General features: G+C 71.5%; 12 protein-coding genes and 1 tRNA gene. 3 read left to right on the top strand and 10 right to left on the bottom strand.

Annotated features, from left to right (window positions below; translation table 11 throughout):
• Positions 1-52: 52 nt before the first annotated feature.
• From OHA98_RS33310 to OHA98_RS33285, 6 genes are all read right to left on the bottom strand, one after another.
• Positions 53-811, bottom strand: a complete 759-nt coding sequence (locus OHA98_RS33310) for an IclR family transcriptional regulator (RefSeq protein WP_266932507.1) — start codon at positions 809-811, stop codon at positions 53-55.
• 167 nt (positions 812-978) lie between these two features.
• Entirely contained in the window at positions 979-1,845 is an 867-nt protein-coding gene (gene ehuA, locus OHA98_RS33305; RefSeq protein WP_266931308.1) for an ectoine/hydroxyectoine ABC transporter ATP-binding protein EhuA, read from the bottom strand.
• Positions 1,835-2,479, bottom strand: coding sequence for an ectoine/hydroxyectoine ABC transporter permease subunit EhuD (gene ehuD, locus OHA98_RS33300; RefSeq protein ID WP_266931306.1), 645 nt, complete (start codon positions 2,477-2,479; stop codon positions 1,835-1,837). Before ehuD ends, ehuA begins: the two co-directional genes overlap by 11 nt.
• Positions 2,476-3,207 carry an ectoine/hydroxyectoine ABC transporter permease subunit EhuC gene (gene ehuC / locus OHA98_RS33295; protein ID WP_266931304.1) on the bottom strand — a complete coding sequence of 244 codons (732 nt, stop codon included), beginning with the start codon at positions 3,205-3,207 and terminating at the stop codon, positions 2,476-2,478. Before ehuC ends, ehuD begins: the two co-directional genes overlap by 4 nt.
• Before the next feature lie 18 nt (positions 3,208-3,225).
• Positions 3,226-4,128, bottom strand: coding sequence for an ectoine/hydroxyectoine ABC transporter substrate-binding protein EhuB (ehuB, locus tag OHA98_RS33290; protein ID WP_266931302.1), 903 nt, complete (start codon positions 4,126-4,128; stop codon positions 3,226-3,228).
• Positions 4,129-4,311: 183 nt separating this feature from the next.
• Positions 4,312-5,352, bottom strand: a complete 1,041-nt coding sequence (locus OHA98_RS33285) for a D-2-hydroxyacid dehydrogenase (RefSeq protein WP_266931300.1) — start codon at positions 5,350-5,352, stop codon at positions 4,312-4,314.
• A gap of 220 nt (positions 5,353-5,572) precedes the next feature.
• Here OHA98_RS33285 and OHA98_RS33280 point away from each other — a divergent pair, with 220 nt between their 5' ends.
• Positions 5,573-6,337: a decarboxylase gene (locus OHA98_RS33280; RefSeq protein WP_266931298.1), complete on the top strand. Its 765-nt coding sequence runs from the start codon at positions 5,573-5,575 to the stop codon at positions 6,335-6,337.
• A 122-nt stretch (positions 6,338-6,459) separates the two neighbouring features.
• Positions 6,460-7,554, top strand: coding sequence for an LLM class flavin-dependent oxidoreductase (locus OHA98_RS33275; protein ID WP_266931296.1), 1,095 nt, complete (start codon positions 6,460-6,462; stop codon positions 7,552-7,554).
• 94 nt (positions 7,555-7,648) lie between these two features.
• On the opposite strand, the gene OHA98_RS33270 is transcribed toward OHA98_RS33275, so the two are convergent.
• Positions 7,649-9,574 carry a bifunctional diguanylate cyclase/phosphodiesterase gene (locus OHA98_RS33270; RefSeq protein ID WP_266931294.1) on the bottom strand — a complete coding sequence of 642 codons (1,926 nt, stop codon included), beginning with the start codon at positions 9,572-9,574 and terminating at the stop codon, positions 7,649-7,651.
• 409 nt (positions 9,575-9,983) lie between these two features.
• On the opposite strand from OHA98_RS33270, the gene OHA98_RS33265 reads away from it, so the two are divergent.
• The gene (locus tag OHA98_RS33265; RefSeq protein ID WP_266931292.1) at positions 9,984-11,225 is read left to right on the top strand and encodes a M6 family metalloprotease domain-containing protein; all 1,242 of its coding nucleotides are present in this window, start codon (positions 9,984-9,986) and stop codon (positions 11,223-11,225) included.
• Between the two features lie 43 nt (positions 11,226-11,268).
• Here the strand turns inward: OHA98_RS33265 and OHA98_RS33260 are convergent.
• The 3 genes from OHA98_RS33260 to OHA98_RS33250 all read right to left on the bottom strand — a co-directional run bounded on the left by OHA98_RS33260 (position 11,269) and on the right by OHA98_RS33250 (position 12,547).
• A tRNA-Lys gene (locus tag OHA98_RS33260) sits at positions 11,269-11,342 on the bottom strand.
• A complete protein-coding gene (locus OHA98_RS33255; protein ID WP_266931290.1) occupies positions 11,333-12,052 on the bottom strand; it encodes a bifunctional DNA primase/polymerase in 720 nt (239 codons plus the stop codon). The genes OHA98_RS33260 and OHA98_RS33255 overlap by 10 nt, the downstream gene beginning before the upstream one ends.
• A gap of 153 nt (positions 12,053-12,205) precedes the next feature.
• A complete protein-coding gene (locus OHA98_RS33250) occupies positions 12,206-12,547 on the bottom strand; it encodes a hypothetical protein (RefSeq protein ID WP_266931288.1) in 342 nt (113 codons plus the stop codon).
• Positions 12,548-12,584: the final 37 nt, after the last annotated feature.

Raw genomic sequence — 12,584 nt, 5'->3', positions numbered from 1 at the left:
GGCCACCGGCCGGCCCGGCCCGCGGCCGTCGGCCGGCCCGCCCGGCCCGGGGCTACAGCGCCAGCGACAGCAGCACCGGCGCGGCCCGCCGGTTCAGCGTCTCCGCCGCGGACCGCAGCCGGTGCACGTCCTCCACCGGGAGGGACAGCGCCAGACAGCCCGCCGAGGAACCGGCCGTCAGCGGCACCGCCGCACAGACCGTGCCCACCGCGTACTCCTGGAGGTCCAGCACGGGGACCGTCGCCGGCTGGGCGTCCAGCTTGGAGAAGAGGACCTTCTCGTTGGTGATCGTCCGCGAGGTGAGCCGGGCCGTCCTGTGCCGGGAGATGTGGTCGCGGCGGCCGTTCTGGTCGAGCTGGGCCAGCAGGCACTTGCCGACCGCGCTGGCGTGCGCCGCGGAGCGGAAGTCCACCCATTCGTTGACGGCGGGCGTCAGCGGGCCGTCGGCCACCTGCGTGACCCGGATCTCCCCGTCGACGTATCTGCTCAGATAGACCGCCGCGCCGACCGAGTCGCGCAGCTGCGTCAGGGTCTGCTGGAGCCTGGTCTCCAGTGCCTCGCGGCGGGCCGCCCCGGAGCCGAGCAGCAGCAGTGCGGCGCCGACGACATAGGCGCCGTCGGTGATCTGCTCGACGTACCCCTCGCGGCGCAGCGTCAGGAGCAGCGAGGCGAGGTGGCCGGGCGGCAGCCCCGTCTCGCGGGAGATCTGGGCATCGGTCACACCGTCGCCGTGTTTGGAGACCGTTTCGAGCACGCGAAGGGCGTGCACCACCGCGTGGAACGGCGCGGTCGGCTCGGGCTTCAGCACCACGGTTTCCCCCTGCCAGGTTGTGACCGCAAGCATTCGCCTCACGATAGCGGCCGGGACGAGCCCGCCGGGCGGCTGTCGAAGAGTTCCCGGACGCGCCCCGGCGCTGTCAGCTGGGGCGCATCCGTGCGGCATATGCCGGAGTCATGGGCGTGGTCTCAAGGGCGAGGTCACAGCACCGCGTTGAGGAATTCGCGCGTACGTTCGTGCTCCGGATCGGTAAAGATTTTTTCCGGGGTGCCGGCCTCCACCACCCGGCCCGCGTCGAACATCAGTACCTTCTTCGAGACATCACGGGCGAAGTTCATCTCGTGCGTCACACAGAGCATCGTGATGTCGGTGTTCCTGGCGATGTCGCCCAGCAGGTCCAGCACCCCCGCCACCAGTTCCGGGTCGAGCGCCGAGGTCACCTCGTCGAGCAGCAGGATCTCCGGCTCCATCGCCAGTGCCCGCGCGATGGCCACCCGCTGCTGCTGGCCGCCGGAGAGCTGGGAGGGGTGCGCGTCGACCTTGCCGGAGAGCCCGACCAGGTCGAGCAGCTCACGGGCGCGGGCCTCCGCCTCGTCGCGGTCCTTGCCGAGCACGCTGATGGGCGCCTCGGTGATGTTCTGGAGCACCTTCATGTTCGGGAAGAGGTTGAACTGCTGGAAGACCATCCCGATCTTCTTCCGGGACTCGCGCAGCTGCTTCTCACCGGCCGGCTTCAGCGATCCGTCCGGGGCGCGGACGTGCGACAGCGGGGAGCCGTTCACCCAGATCACCCCGTCGCTGACCTTCTCCAGCGTCATCAGCAGCCGCAGGATCGTGGTCTTGCCGGAGCCGCTGGGGCCGATCAAGGTGACGTGCTCGCCGCGCCGCACGGTGAAGTCCAGGTGGTCCAGGACCACATGGTCGCCGTACCGCTTCACGACACCGTCGAAGCGGACCAGCGGATGGGCGGTGTCCGGGGCCACCGGGGCCGTGCTGCCGGGCGCGGTGGCCGCGTTGCCGGGGGCCGTGGCCGCGGTCTTCTGCAGGGGGAGGGGTTCAGTGGCCAAGGCGCTTCTCCAGCTTTCTCATCAACAGCGACGTGGGGTAGCTCGCGACCAGGAAGATCAGGCCGGCGAGCGTGAACGCCTCGGTGTAGTACCCGAAGTTCTCGGCCCCGTACTGCCGGGCCTCGAAGACCATCTCGTGCACCGTGATCACGGCGAGGAACGGGGTCTCCTTGAACATCGAGATCGCGTAGTTCCCGAGCGCGGGCAGCACATTGCGCACCGCCTGCGGCAGGATCACGGCCTGCCAGGTCCGGCGGGGCGGCAGCGACAGCGCGCGGCAGGCCTCCCACTGGCCCTTCGGGACGCCGTCGATCCCGGCCCGGTACACCTCGGAGGTGTACGCGGCGTAGTGGACGCCCAGCACCACGATGCCGATGGTCAGCGGTTCCACCGAGGTGAACAGGGCAGCGGCTCCCACCAGTTGGACGAGCAGCGGGGTGGAGCGGACGAACTCCATGACGACCCGCACCGGGACCGTCACGAACCTGCTCGGCGCCCGTCCGGCCACCGCGACGGCCAGCCCCAGGACCGCCGCGACGAGGGTGCCGAGCACGGTCGCGAGCAGGGTGACCTCGAACCCTTCGAGGAGGAGGGGCAGGACCTCCCCGGCGGCATTCCAGTCGAAGCCGTTCACCGGGTACCTCCGACGGTGGTGGTGGCCGCGCTGCGGCTCCTGAACAGGCTGCCCGCGCCGGTCGCCAGGCCGAGCCGCCGCTTGGCGGTCCGCTCCAGCAGGTTCATCAGCAGCGTCAGCGCGTAGGCCAGCACGAAGTAGACGGCCAGCAGCGTCAGATACGCGGTGAGGGTCTCACCGGTGCGGTCGCGCAGCTGCTGGATGACGGTCATCAGGTCGGCCGCGGAGATCAGCCACAGCAGGGGGGTGCACTTCAGCAGCTGGATCAGCAGATTGGTGAAGGACGGGATCATCTGCACCCAGGCCTGCGGCAGGATCACCTTCCGCATCCGCCGGGCGGGGCTGAGATTGAGCGCGAGCGCCGCCTCGTACTGCCCGCGCGGTACGGAGTTGACGGCGCCGCGCACGATCTCGGCGCCGTACGCCCCGTAGTTCAGGCCGAAGGCGACGACCCCGCAGAGCAGCGGCGTCAGTTCGTAGCCGGTCAGCGGCGGCATCGCGTAGTAGAGCCAGAACAGCTGGATGTAGAGCGAGGTGCCGCGGAAGAACTCCACGACGACCCGGGAGACCCCGCGCACCAGGAGGAGCCGGCTGCCCGCCATCAGACCCAGCAGGAACGACAGGGCGAGCGCCAGCAGGGCGCCCAGGACGGTGGCCTGAAGGGTCACCCACAGACCTGCGCGGACCTGGGGGAACTCATCGACGAGAGTGGAGAAGAAGTCACTCATGTGTAGGGGACCGCCCCGTCAGCCCTTGCACAGATCTGCGGTCTTCAGCGTGGCCGGCGGGATCTCGGCCGCCCCGAATCCGTACTCCGTCAGCAGGCTCACATAGCGGGACCGGTCCGAGACGATCTTCTTCAGCTCGCGGTTGAAGGCGTCCCGCAGGTCCTCGTTGCCCTCGCGGAACACCGCGCCGCCCGGCGAGAACTGCTGCTTGCCGTTCAGCTCCGGGACGAAGGCCTCGGTGACCTCGGTGGTGGGGTTGGTCTTCGCCAGCCAGCGCAGCGAGATGCCGGTCAGCAGGAAGGCGTCGATCCGGCCGCCCTTGACCGCGTCCGCGCCGTCCTGCGGCTTCTGGAACGTCTTGATCCTGCCCTCGGGGATGCCCGCGCCCTTGGCGTACGAGCCCTCGACCGCGCCCGACATCACTCCGACGGTGATTCCGGCGGCCTTCGCGGAGGCCAGGTCGGTGATCTTCTTCGGGTTGCCCTTCCTGATCATCAGCGCGGTCGGCGAGATGAACTCCGGTTCGGAGAAGATGGCGTTGGCGCACCGCTCGGGGGTGATCGCCATGCCCGCGCTGACCACGTCGTACTTCCCGGCCTGGAGTCCGGGTATCAGGCCGTCCCACTCGGAGAGGGTGGGCTTCAGCTCGTCGACGCCGAGCGCCTTGAAGATCTCCCGGTGCAGGGTGGGCGCCTCGCCCTTGAGCTCCTTGCCCTCCAGATAGCCGTACGGGGCCTCGTTGGCGTACGCGACCCGGACGAAGCCCTGCTTGCGGAGCTTGTCGAGTGCGCCTTCGCCGCTCGCGGCACCGGCATCGGTCTTGCTGCACGCGGCGAGCAGACCGGGAACGACGAGCGCTCCGCCCACGGCCGCCGTTCTGTTGAGGAAACCGCGACGGGAAAGATTCGGGAAGTCGGCCATGGTTCGCAATCTCCTGGAGGGCTCGAACAGTCCGGACAGGGTGAGCGCCTGCCCGATCCCGTACGTCTATGCAGGAAGCGGCCGCATGTAACCGAAAAGTGGCCGGAGGGTGACCTTCCCGTGCCCCAATGCGGGCGGAGTGCTACGGGAGGTGTGCGGTGCGTATCCCCCTGGGGGCGGGGTTCATGACGCTCCGTCATCCCGGGAGGCGGGCGAATCCGGGGACGGGTCCGTCGGCGGTACGGTCGGCGGGTCCGTCGGCGGGTCGGTCGGCAGGTCTGTGGAAGGGACGTAACCGAGCCGCTTGTCCACCACGTTCGGCAACGGCTCCCCGGCCGCCCATAGTTCGTACATCCGCACGAACTGCTCGCCCAGCCGGTCCTGCCAGCCCGCCGTGTCCCCGCTCAGATGCGGTGACAGGAGCAGCCCCGGCACGTCCCACAGCCCGCTGTCCGGCCCCGGCTCCTCGTCCTGGAACACATTCAGCGCCGCTCCCGCGATCCACCGTCTGCGCAGCGCGTCCACCAGCTCGCTCTCCACGACCGTCGGGCCGCGCCCCATGTTGATGAAGTGCGCCGAGGGCTGCATCAGCCCGAAGAAGCGCGCGTCGAACATCCCGCGCGTCGCCTCGGTCAGGGGCGCCGCGCAGATCACCCAGTCGGCGCGGGCGGCCAGCCGGTCCAGATCCCCGACGCCGTGGATGGTGCGCCGCGCGGTACGGGCCACCAGCGCGACCTGGACACCGAGACCGTGCAGCAGCCTGGTGATCTCCCGCCCGATCGGCCCGGCGCCGACGACCACCGCCCGCGACCCGGCGGCCTGCTGTCCCTCCCGCCGGTGCCGGAGCCGCCGGCGCTGGTGCTCCAGCGTGCCGGGGAGGTCCTTGGCGAAGGCGAGCACCAGGGCAGCCGCGTACTCGGCCACCGGCCGCTCGAAGACGCCCCGCGCGTTGGTGACCACGGTGCCGGACGCGGTCATTTCCGGGCAGAGCAGCCGGTCCACGCCCGCGCTCGCCGTATGCACCCATCCGGGCCGCGGCCCCGCGCCGGGCCAGGCCGCGGGGACCGCGTCGGAGGCGGCGTCCCAGACCAGCAGGACGTCCGCGAGCGGGAGCCGTTCGGCCAGGTTCTCCTCGTTCGCGTACCGCACCACGACCCGGCCGGTCAGCCGGCCCAGGCGCGGCGACGGATCGGATTCGAGGACGAGAAGGACGGGTCCTGGCATCGGTGAGTCATCACTTCGCAACGTCGGGGACGCACGGATCGGCCACGCTCGCCACCCAACCTACCGCCGTCCGCGGCGCCCGGCAGGTGCCGAGAGGGATGCGCCCACTGGGGGAATACTGGGAAGGGGCCGGGGCAGCAGTGGGACACGCCGCTCGGGCGACCGCTCGCCCCGCCTCCGGCGCCGGACACGAAGGACCGGACGAAAAGGAAGGGTGGACATGACGACCGTTGGACTTCTCTACCCGGGCCACTCCGCCGAGGACGACTTCCCGCGGATCGAGATCATGCTCGACAGCGACATCAGACTCCCGCTGTTCCACACCGAGACCGGCGAGGACGTCCGGCGCGTCGAGGAGCTGCGCGCGATCGGCGCCCCCGACCTGCTCGCCGCCGGGGTGGAGGAGCTGCGGCTGGCGGGCGCCGAAGCGCTCGTCTGGACCTGCACCGGCGGAAGCTTCGTGTACGGCTGGGACGGCGCGCACGAACAGATCGCCACCCTCGCCCGTGCCGCGGGCATGCCGGCGTCCAGCACCTCCTTCGCCTTCGTCCACGCGGTACGGGAGCTGGGCGCCCGGCGGGTCGCGGTGGCCGCGACCTACCCGGAGGAGATCGCCGGGCTCTTCGCCGGTTTCCTGAAGGCCGGGGACATCGAGGTGGTCGCCACCCGGGGCAGCGGCATCATCACGGCGCAGGAGGCCGGCACCTGGGGTGTGGAGCTGCTGAAGGAACTGGCCGTCGGCGGCGACCACCCGGACGCGGAGGCGGTGCTGCTCCCGGACACGGCCCTGCACACCGCCGCGTACATCCCCGAACTGGAGGAACTTCTCGGCAAGCCGGTCCTCACGGCGAACCAGGTGACGGTCTGGGAAGGGCTGCGGCTGGCGGACCGCCGGGCCTGGTCACCGAAGCTCGGCACGCTCTTCGCCACCCGCGTACCGCCGCCGGGGACCTGGGACACCAGGGGAATCGAGGTCCGGGAGTAGCGGGAAAGCCCCCGGGAACGGCGGCCGGCACCCGGAAGGCGGCCGGCCCCCGGGAATAAACGGAGTCATCCTCCTGTTTCCTCCTTCCGATACGCGACAGCACCACCGGGAGAGGCCGACACGTGGACGAGATCCGAGGCGACGAGATTCGCGGCACCGCAGGCGGAACGGCTTCCGTGCCCCTGTCCGTGCTCGACCTGGTGACCGTGGGGCAGGGCCGCACCGCGACCCAGGCGCTGCGCACCAGCGTGGACATCGCCCAGCTGACCGAACGCCGCGGCTTCCACCGCTTCTGGGTCGCCGAGCACCACTCCATGCCCGGGGTCGCCTCGTCCTCCCCGGCCGTGATCCTGGCGCACCTCGCCGCCCACACCGAGCGCATCCGGCTCGGCTCCGGCGGAGTGATGCTGCCCAACCACGCCCCGCTGGTCATCGCCGAGCAGTTCGGCACGCTGGAGGCCATGGCCCCCGGCCGCATCGACCTGGGCCTGGGCCGCGCCCCCGGCACGGACGGCGCGACCGCCGCCGCGCTGCGCCGCACCGACCGGCCGGGCGAGGGGGCCGACGATTTCCCGCAGCAGCTCGCCGAGCTGATCCGGTTCCTGGACGACGACTTCCCCGACGGCCACCCGTACGCCCGGATCCACGCCGTACCCGGCCCGGTCCAGGCGACCGCGCCCGGCGGGGTGCAGTCCCCGGGCCGGCCGCCCGTCTGGCTGCTGGGCTCCTCCGGCTTCAGCGCCCGGCTGGCCGGTGTCCTCGGCCTGCCGTTCGCCTTCGCCCACCACTTCTCGGCCCGGAACACCGTTCCGGCCCTGGACCTCTACCGGGAGTCCTTCAAGCCCTCCGCGGTGCTCGACGCCCCGTACGCCCTGATCGGCGTCTCGGCCCTGGCCGCCGACGAGGAGCGCGAGGCCCGCCGCCAGGTGCTCACCGGTGCCCTGTCGATGGTCCGCCTGCGCACCGGCCGCCCGGGGCTGGTTCCGAGCCCCGAGGAGGCGGAGGCGTACGCCTTCAGCCCCATGGAGCAGGAGTTCGTCGACAGCTGGCTCGCCAATGTCATCCACGGCACCGCGGACGAGGTCCGCGCCGGCCTCGACGCCCTGGCCAAGCGCACCGGCGCCGACGAGCTGATGATCACCGCCAACGCCCATGGCGGCGAGGCGCGGCTGCGCAGCTACGACCTGATCGCCGACGCGTACGGACTGCCTTCCTGACCCGGCCGCCCGAGTGAGCCTCGGTGAGCCCCGGACGGCCTTCCGGGGCTCACGGGTCTCACCGGGCACATGGGACGCGCGGGGCGCACAGGTCTCACGGCACGGGCCGCGTGCGGATCAGCCCGGCGATCAGCTCCGGCGACACCGCCCGTGAGTACAGCCACCCCTGCCCCGTGTCGCAGCCGATCCTCCGCAGCCGTTCCGCCTGCCCCGCCGTCTCCACGCACTCCGCGGTGACCGTCAGCCCCAGCCGGTGCGCCAGCTGGACCATCGCCTCGACGATCGTCTCGTCGGCGGGGCTGGGGTGGGCGCCGTCGTCGTAACGGAAGCCCCGGACGAAGGAGCCGTCCAGCTTCAGCACGGAGACGGGCAGCCGGCTCAGATAGGCCAGGTTCGAGTAGCCGGTGCCGAAGTCGTCGATGGCGATCCGTACGCCCATGTCGCTGAGCTCCTGGAGCGCCCGCAGCGGCCGGCCGGCCGAACCCATCACCGCGGACTCGGTCAGCTCCAGCTGCAGCAGGCCCGGCTCCAGCCCGGTGTCGGCCAGGATCTCCGCCACATCGGCGACCAGATCGGAGTCCCAGACCTGCCGCACGGCGACGTTGACGCTGATGAACAGCGGCGGCTGGTCCGGGTGGTCCAGCTGCCAGCGCCGCGCCTGCCGGCACGCGGTGCGCAGCACCCACCGGCCCAGCTGGACGATCGAGCCGTCCTCCTCGGCGATGGAGATGAACCGGTTCGGCGCCAGGACCCCGAACTGCGGGTGATGCCACCGCACCAGGGCCTCCACCCCGTGCACGACGCCGTCGGTCATGCCCACCAACGGCTGGTACTCCAGCGTGAACTCACCGCGCTCCACGGCGGGCCGGAGCGTCGAGGCGAGCGCCTGGCGGGTCATGCGGTGGGCGTTGCGTTCGGGGTCGAAGAGGGTCCAGCGCGCCTTGCCGTCGGCCTTCGCCCAGTACAGCGTGGTGTCGGCGGCCTGCATCAGACCGGTGGGCGAGGTGCCCGCCACGGCCCGTTCCACCACCCCGATCGACGCGGAGACCGAGAGCCGCTGCCCGGCCAGGTCGAACGGCCGCTGGATCGCGGTGAGGAGCGTACGGGCCAGTTCGGTGAGCTGCTCCGTGCCCGCGGAGTCCTCGACCAGGATCGCGAACTCGTCACCGCCCAGGCGAGCTACCAGATGGCTGCCGTCGCGGTGCTGGGACCCGCTTCCGGCACAGTCGGTCAGCCGCCCGGCGACGGCCGCGAGCAGCCGGTCGCCTATGCGGTGCCCCAGGGTGTCGTTGACCGCCTTGAACCCGTCCAGGTCCAGATAGCAGAGTCCGATGCGGCCGTGCGGGGGCATCATCGAGTCGTCCTGGTACGGCGGGGTCTCCAGCGCCGTCGAGAGCCGCTCGAAGAACAGCGTCCGGTTCGGCAGCCGGGTCACCGGGTCGTGCATCTGGAGGTGGCGCAGCCGCATCTGGAGCTCGTGCCGGTCGCTGACGTCCGCGACCGAGAGCAGCACCCGGCGGGGCGCGGAATCGGCGCCCGCGGTGTCCGGTCCGGCGCCCGCGGTGTCCGGGGAGGGGGCGGCGGTGTCCGGGGCGGGGCCGGCGCCGGCCTCGGTGGTGCCGGTCATCGGTACGACGGTGATCTCGGCCCACAGGGAGTGCCCGTCGGGATGCTTGAGCCGGCGGGTGCAGTGGAACCGGGAGCGCCGGCCGTGCAGCACCTCGCGGTACGCGTGCCAGGCACGGCCGTCCGACGCGAAGTCGACCAGGTCCGACGCGGGCCGTGCGGCGAGGGCCGCGGGGTCGGTGCCCAGCAGCCCACCGAGCGAGTCGTTGGCGCGCACGATCAGTCCCTGCGCGTCGACGACGGCCATGGGGAGGGTGGTGACCCGGAACGCGGCCCGGTAGTCGCGCAGCTCGGAGGCTGTGGGTCCCGTCGCGTGACGTTCCGTGACCGGAGAGGGGGCGGAGTCGGAGATTCCGCCTGCCGGGGGCCTCGGCCCTTCGGAGGTACCGCTCACCGCTCGCTCCCGCTGTGAAGATTGTCGTGAACAGGTGGGGTCGGACAGGCCGCCGGGTGGAGCGCCTGGGTGGGGGCGGGAACCACGCGGGAAAGCGTGGTGAAGCATAGAGGGTGGTGTGGTGGCCGTTCCAGCCCGTTCAGCGTGGCGAGCCCGGTGGATGTGCCGTACTGCCCCGTCCGGCGCCGCCCCGGTTTGCCCGCTGCTGATTATTTCTGTGCGGATCTGTCGATTCGCGGGGACTGCGAGGGGTGGCCGTGACTGTCCGTGAAGGTCGGCGGAGGGGTCGGTGGCGGGATCGGCGGAGGGGGTGGCATCTGACCCGTGTGGGGCAGCCCAACAGGGCGCGACGCTCCGAACCGTCACAGGGTGGTTGAGGTGTCCCGCATTTCGCCACCCGGAGGTAGATGTGCCGCGTCAGCACGGAGCCGGGGGAGTGGAAAGGCCGAGTCTGCGCGGTGTGGCGGCCGCTCTGACCTCCCTCGCGGCGCTTGCCGCCATGTCCCTCGTCGCGGGCCCCGCCGTGGCCGCCACGGGTGACGCGGGCCCGTGCGCCCTGCCCCGTACCGCCGCGCACCACTCGCTGGGACTGGACAACTGGAACGGCTCCTACCCCCGACCCGACCGCACCCTCGACGCGGTCATGATCTTCCTCTCGTTCCCGGGCTCCGAGCCGGCCCTCACCCCGGAGGTGCTGAGCGCCGACTACTTCCCCGCGACCACCCGCTTCTTCCAGCGCGCCAGCTACGGAAAGTTCACCCTGCGCCCGCACCCCCGGCAGCGCTGGACGCGGATGCCGCACCCGGCCGGCTGGTACGGCATAGAGCGTGACTGGGACTCCGGGCGGCGCACCGCCTATCTGCGCGACGCGATCGAAGCGGCCGACAGCGAGGTCGACTTCTCCACGTACGACATCGTCTATCTCGTCGCCGACCCGGACGCTCCCGGTGTCGACTCCGACGCCACCAAGGTCGTCAACTTCGACCGTCCGCTGCGCGCCGACGGTACGGACATCCGGCGCGTCGTCACCGTCTTCGAGCAGCATCCGCCGGACCGCAACGTTCTCGCGCACGAGACCGGGCATGTCTTCGACCTGGCCGACCTCTACCACCGGCCCACGGACGGCAAGGGCGACTGGGACACGTACGTCGGTGACTGGGATGTCATGGGCAGCCAGTTCGGACTGGCGCCGGACCTGTTCGGCTGGCACAAGTGGAAGCTCGGCTGGCTCGACGGCCGCCAGGTGGTCTGTGTCCAGGGCGAGGCCGATCTCACCCTGGAGCCCGTCTCCACCGCCCCCGTCCCCGGCGGGTCCATCGGGACCCGGCTCGCCGTCGTCAGGACGGGCGAGGACAGCGCTCTGGCCATCGAGGCCCGCAGCGCCACCGGCAACGACCGGGCGACCTGCTCGGAGGGCGTCCTGATCTACCGGATCCGCAACGGGACGCCGTCCGGCGGCGGTCCCGTCGAGGTGATCGACACCCACCCGGACACCCAGTCCTGCTGGGACCGGTCGGTCTACCCGCCGCTCGCCGACGCCCCGCTCGGGGTCGGCGAGACCTTCACCGTGCCCGGCGAGCGGACCAGGGTCGAGGTCGCCGACCGCACCCCGTCGGGTTCCTGGACGGTCCGGGTCACCACCGGCACCTGACACGAAGAAGCCCCCCGCTTGCGCGAGGGGCTTCTTCTGTCTGTGCGCCGTCAGGGACTCGAACCCCGGACCCGCTGATTAAGAGTCAGCTGCTCTAACCAACTGAGCTAACGGCGCCTGCTGACGTCGTAGACATTAGCATCCGGATCGGCCGGAGGAAAAATCGGATTACCGGTGGCCGCGAGCGGTGCCGACCTCCCCACCCGTACGCATGCCCAGAGCATGACGTCGGGCCCGGGGAGCCACGGGTTACGGGTGTCCGGGGCGACCACCCAGCGGGGCCCGGAACTACGGGGAGCGCAGGTCAGGGGCGGGACCGTCACCGCGTCGCCGGTGCCGTGGCAGAGCAGCGGAGGCACGGCCCGCTCCTGCGGGTACTCCTGTTCCGGGTGCCCTTCCGGGTGCCGTTCCGGGCCCTCGGCGGCGGCGCCGCCCCACTCCTCCCAGGCCAGCAGCGAGGGCAGCCGCTGGGCGGTGCCGGGGGCCGCGAACAGCAGCATCCGGCCGCGGTGCGTGGCGACCGGGCCCGAGCCCGGACCCTCGGCCCAGAGCCGCTCCAGCATCCGGCGGCCGAAGAGGGCCGGCACATTCACCACGTCGAACGCGGAGCCGCACGGCAGCACGCCCGGCGCACCGGGACGTGCCTCCCACTGCGACAGCGTGCTGCGGGGATACGACGTGGCCCCGGCCAGCCACGCGGCACCGGCCGCGGTGATCTGAGCGGTCTGATGGGCGGCGTGGTCCCGCAACAGGGCGAAGATGTCGACGCCGTGGTGCGCGGCGGCACCGGCCTGCCGGGTCGTTTCGTCTTGCAGCCATGCGCTCATGGAGACAGGTCTACCGGGAGTGACCGGACCGATTCCGAGAGTTGCGAAAACCGGGACAGGGCGGAAGGCGAAGGGGTATCTTGCCCGACGGCATATGCCAGGGGTCATACCCGGAGTGACCGAGGAAGGCTTGGGCCCGGGGCTCGCGGACGGTCAGGACCCGGGGTTGCTGAGCAGGGACCGGCCGAACTCGATCATCTTCTTGGCGTAGTCCTCGGTCCACTGCGCGCGTTCCGCGACATCCGCCGTCGTGAGCCTGTCGAACCGGCGCGGGTCGGCCAGCTGCGCCGCCGCTATCGCCTGGAACTCGACCGCCCGGTCGGTCGCCGCCCGGAACGCGTGCGTCAGCTCCGTCGCGCGGGCCAGCAGGTCCTTCGGGTCCTCCATCGACTCCAGGTCGAAGAAGTGCTCGGGATCGGCGACCGCCTCCGACGGCTCGAAGAGCAGCGGTGCGGGACGCAGCCTCCGGCGCTCGTTCCGCTCGGGCTGTGCCATGTGGTGTTCCTCCTTCGGACGGCCGGACGGCCACCCT

It is taken from the genome of Streptomyces sp. NBC_00654 (assembly GCF_026341775.1).
Classification (GTDB): domain Bacteria; phylum Actinomycetota; class Actinomycetes; order Streptomycetales; family Streptomycetaceae; genus Streptomyces.
This window is presented reverse-complemented; position numbering and strand designations above follow the sequence as displayed.

Bases quoted from the DNA above. Each gene is read 5' to 3' on its own strand.
- OHA98_RS33280 (WP_266931298.1), top strand. From the start codon at position 5,573: ATGACGACCGTTGGACTTCTCTACCCGGGCCACTCCGCCGAGGACGAC.
- ehuB (WP_266931302.1), bottom strand. From the start codon at position 4,128: ATGGCCGACTTCCCGAATCTTTCCCGTCGCGGTTTCCTCAACAGAACG.
- OHA98_RS33250 (WP_266931288.1), bottom strand. From the start codon at position 12,547: ATGGCACAGCCCGAGCGGAACGAGCGCCGGAGGCTGCGTCCCGCACCG.
- OHA98_RS33285 (WP_266931300.1), bottom strand. From the start codon at position 5,352: ATGCCAGGACCCGTCCTTCTCGTCCTCGAATCCGATCCGTCGCCGCGC.
- ehuC (WP_266931304.1), bottom strand. From the start codon at position 3,207: ATGAGTGACTTCTTCTCCACTCTCGTCGATGAGTTCCCCCAGGTCCGC.
- OHA98_RS33255 (WP_266931290.1), bottom strand. From the start codon at position 12,052: ATGAGCGCATGGCTGCAAGACGAAACGACCCGGCAGGCCGGTGCCGCC.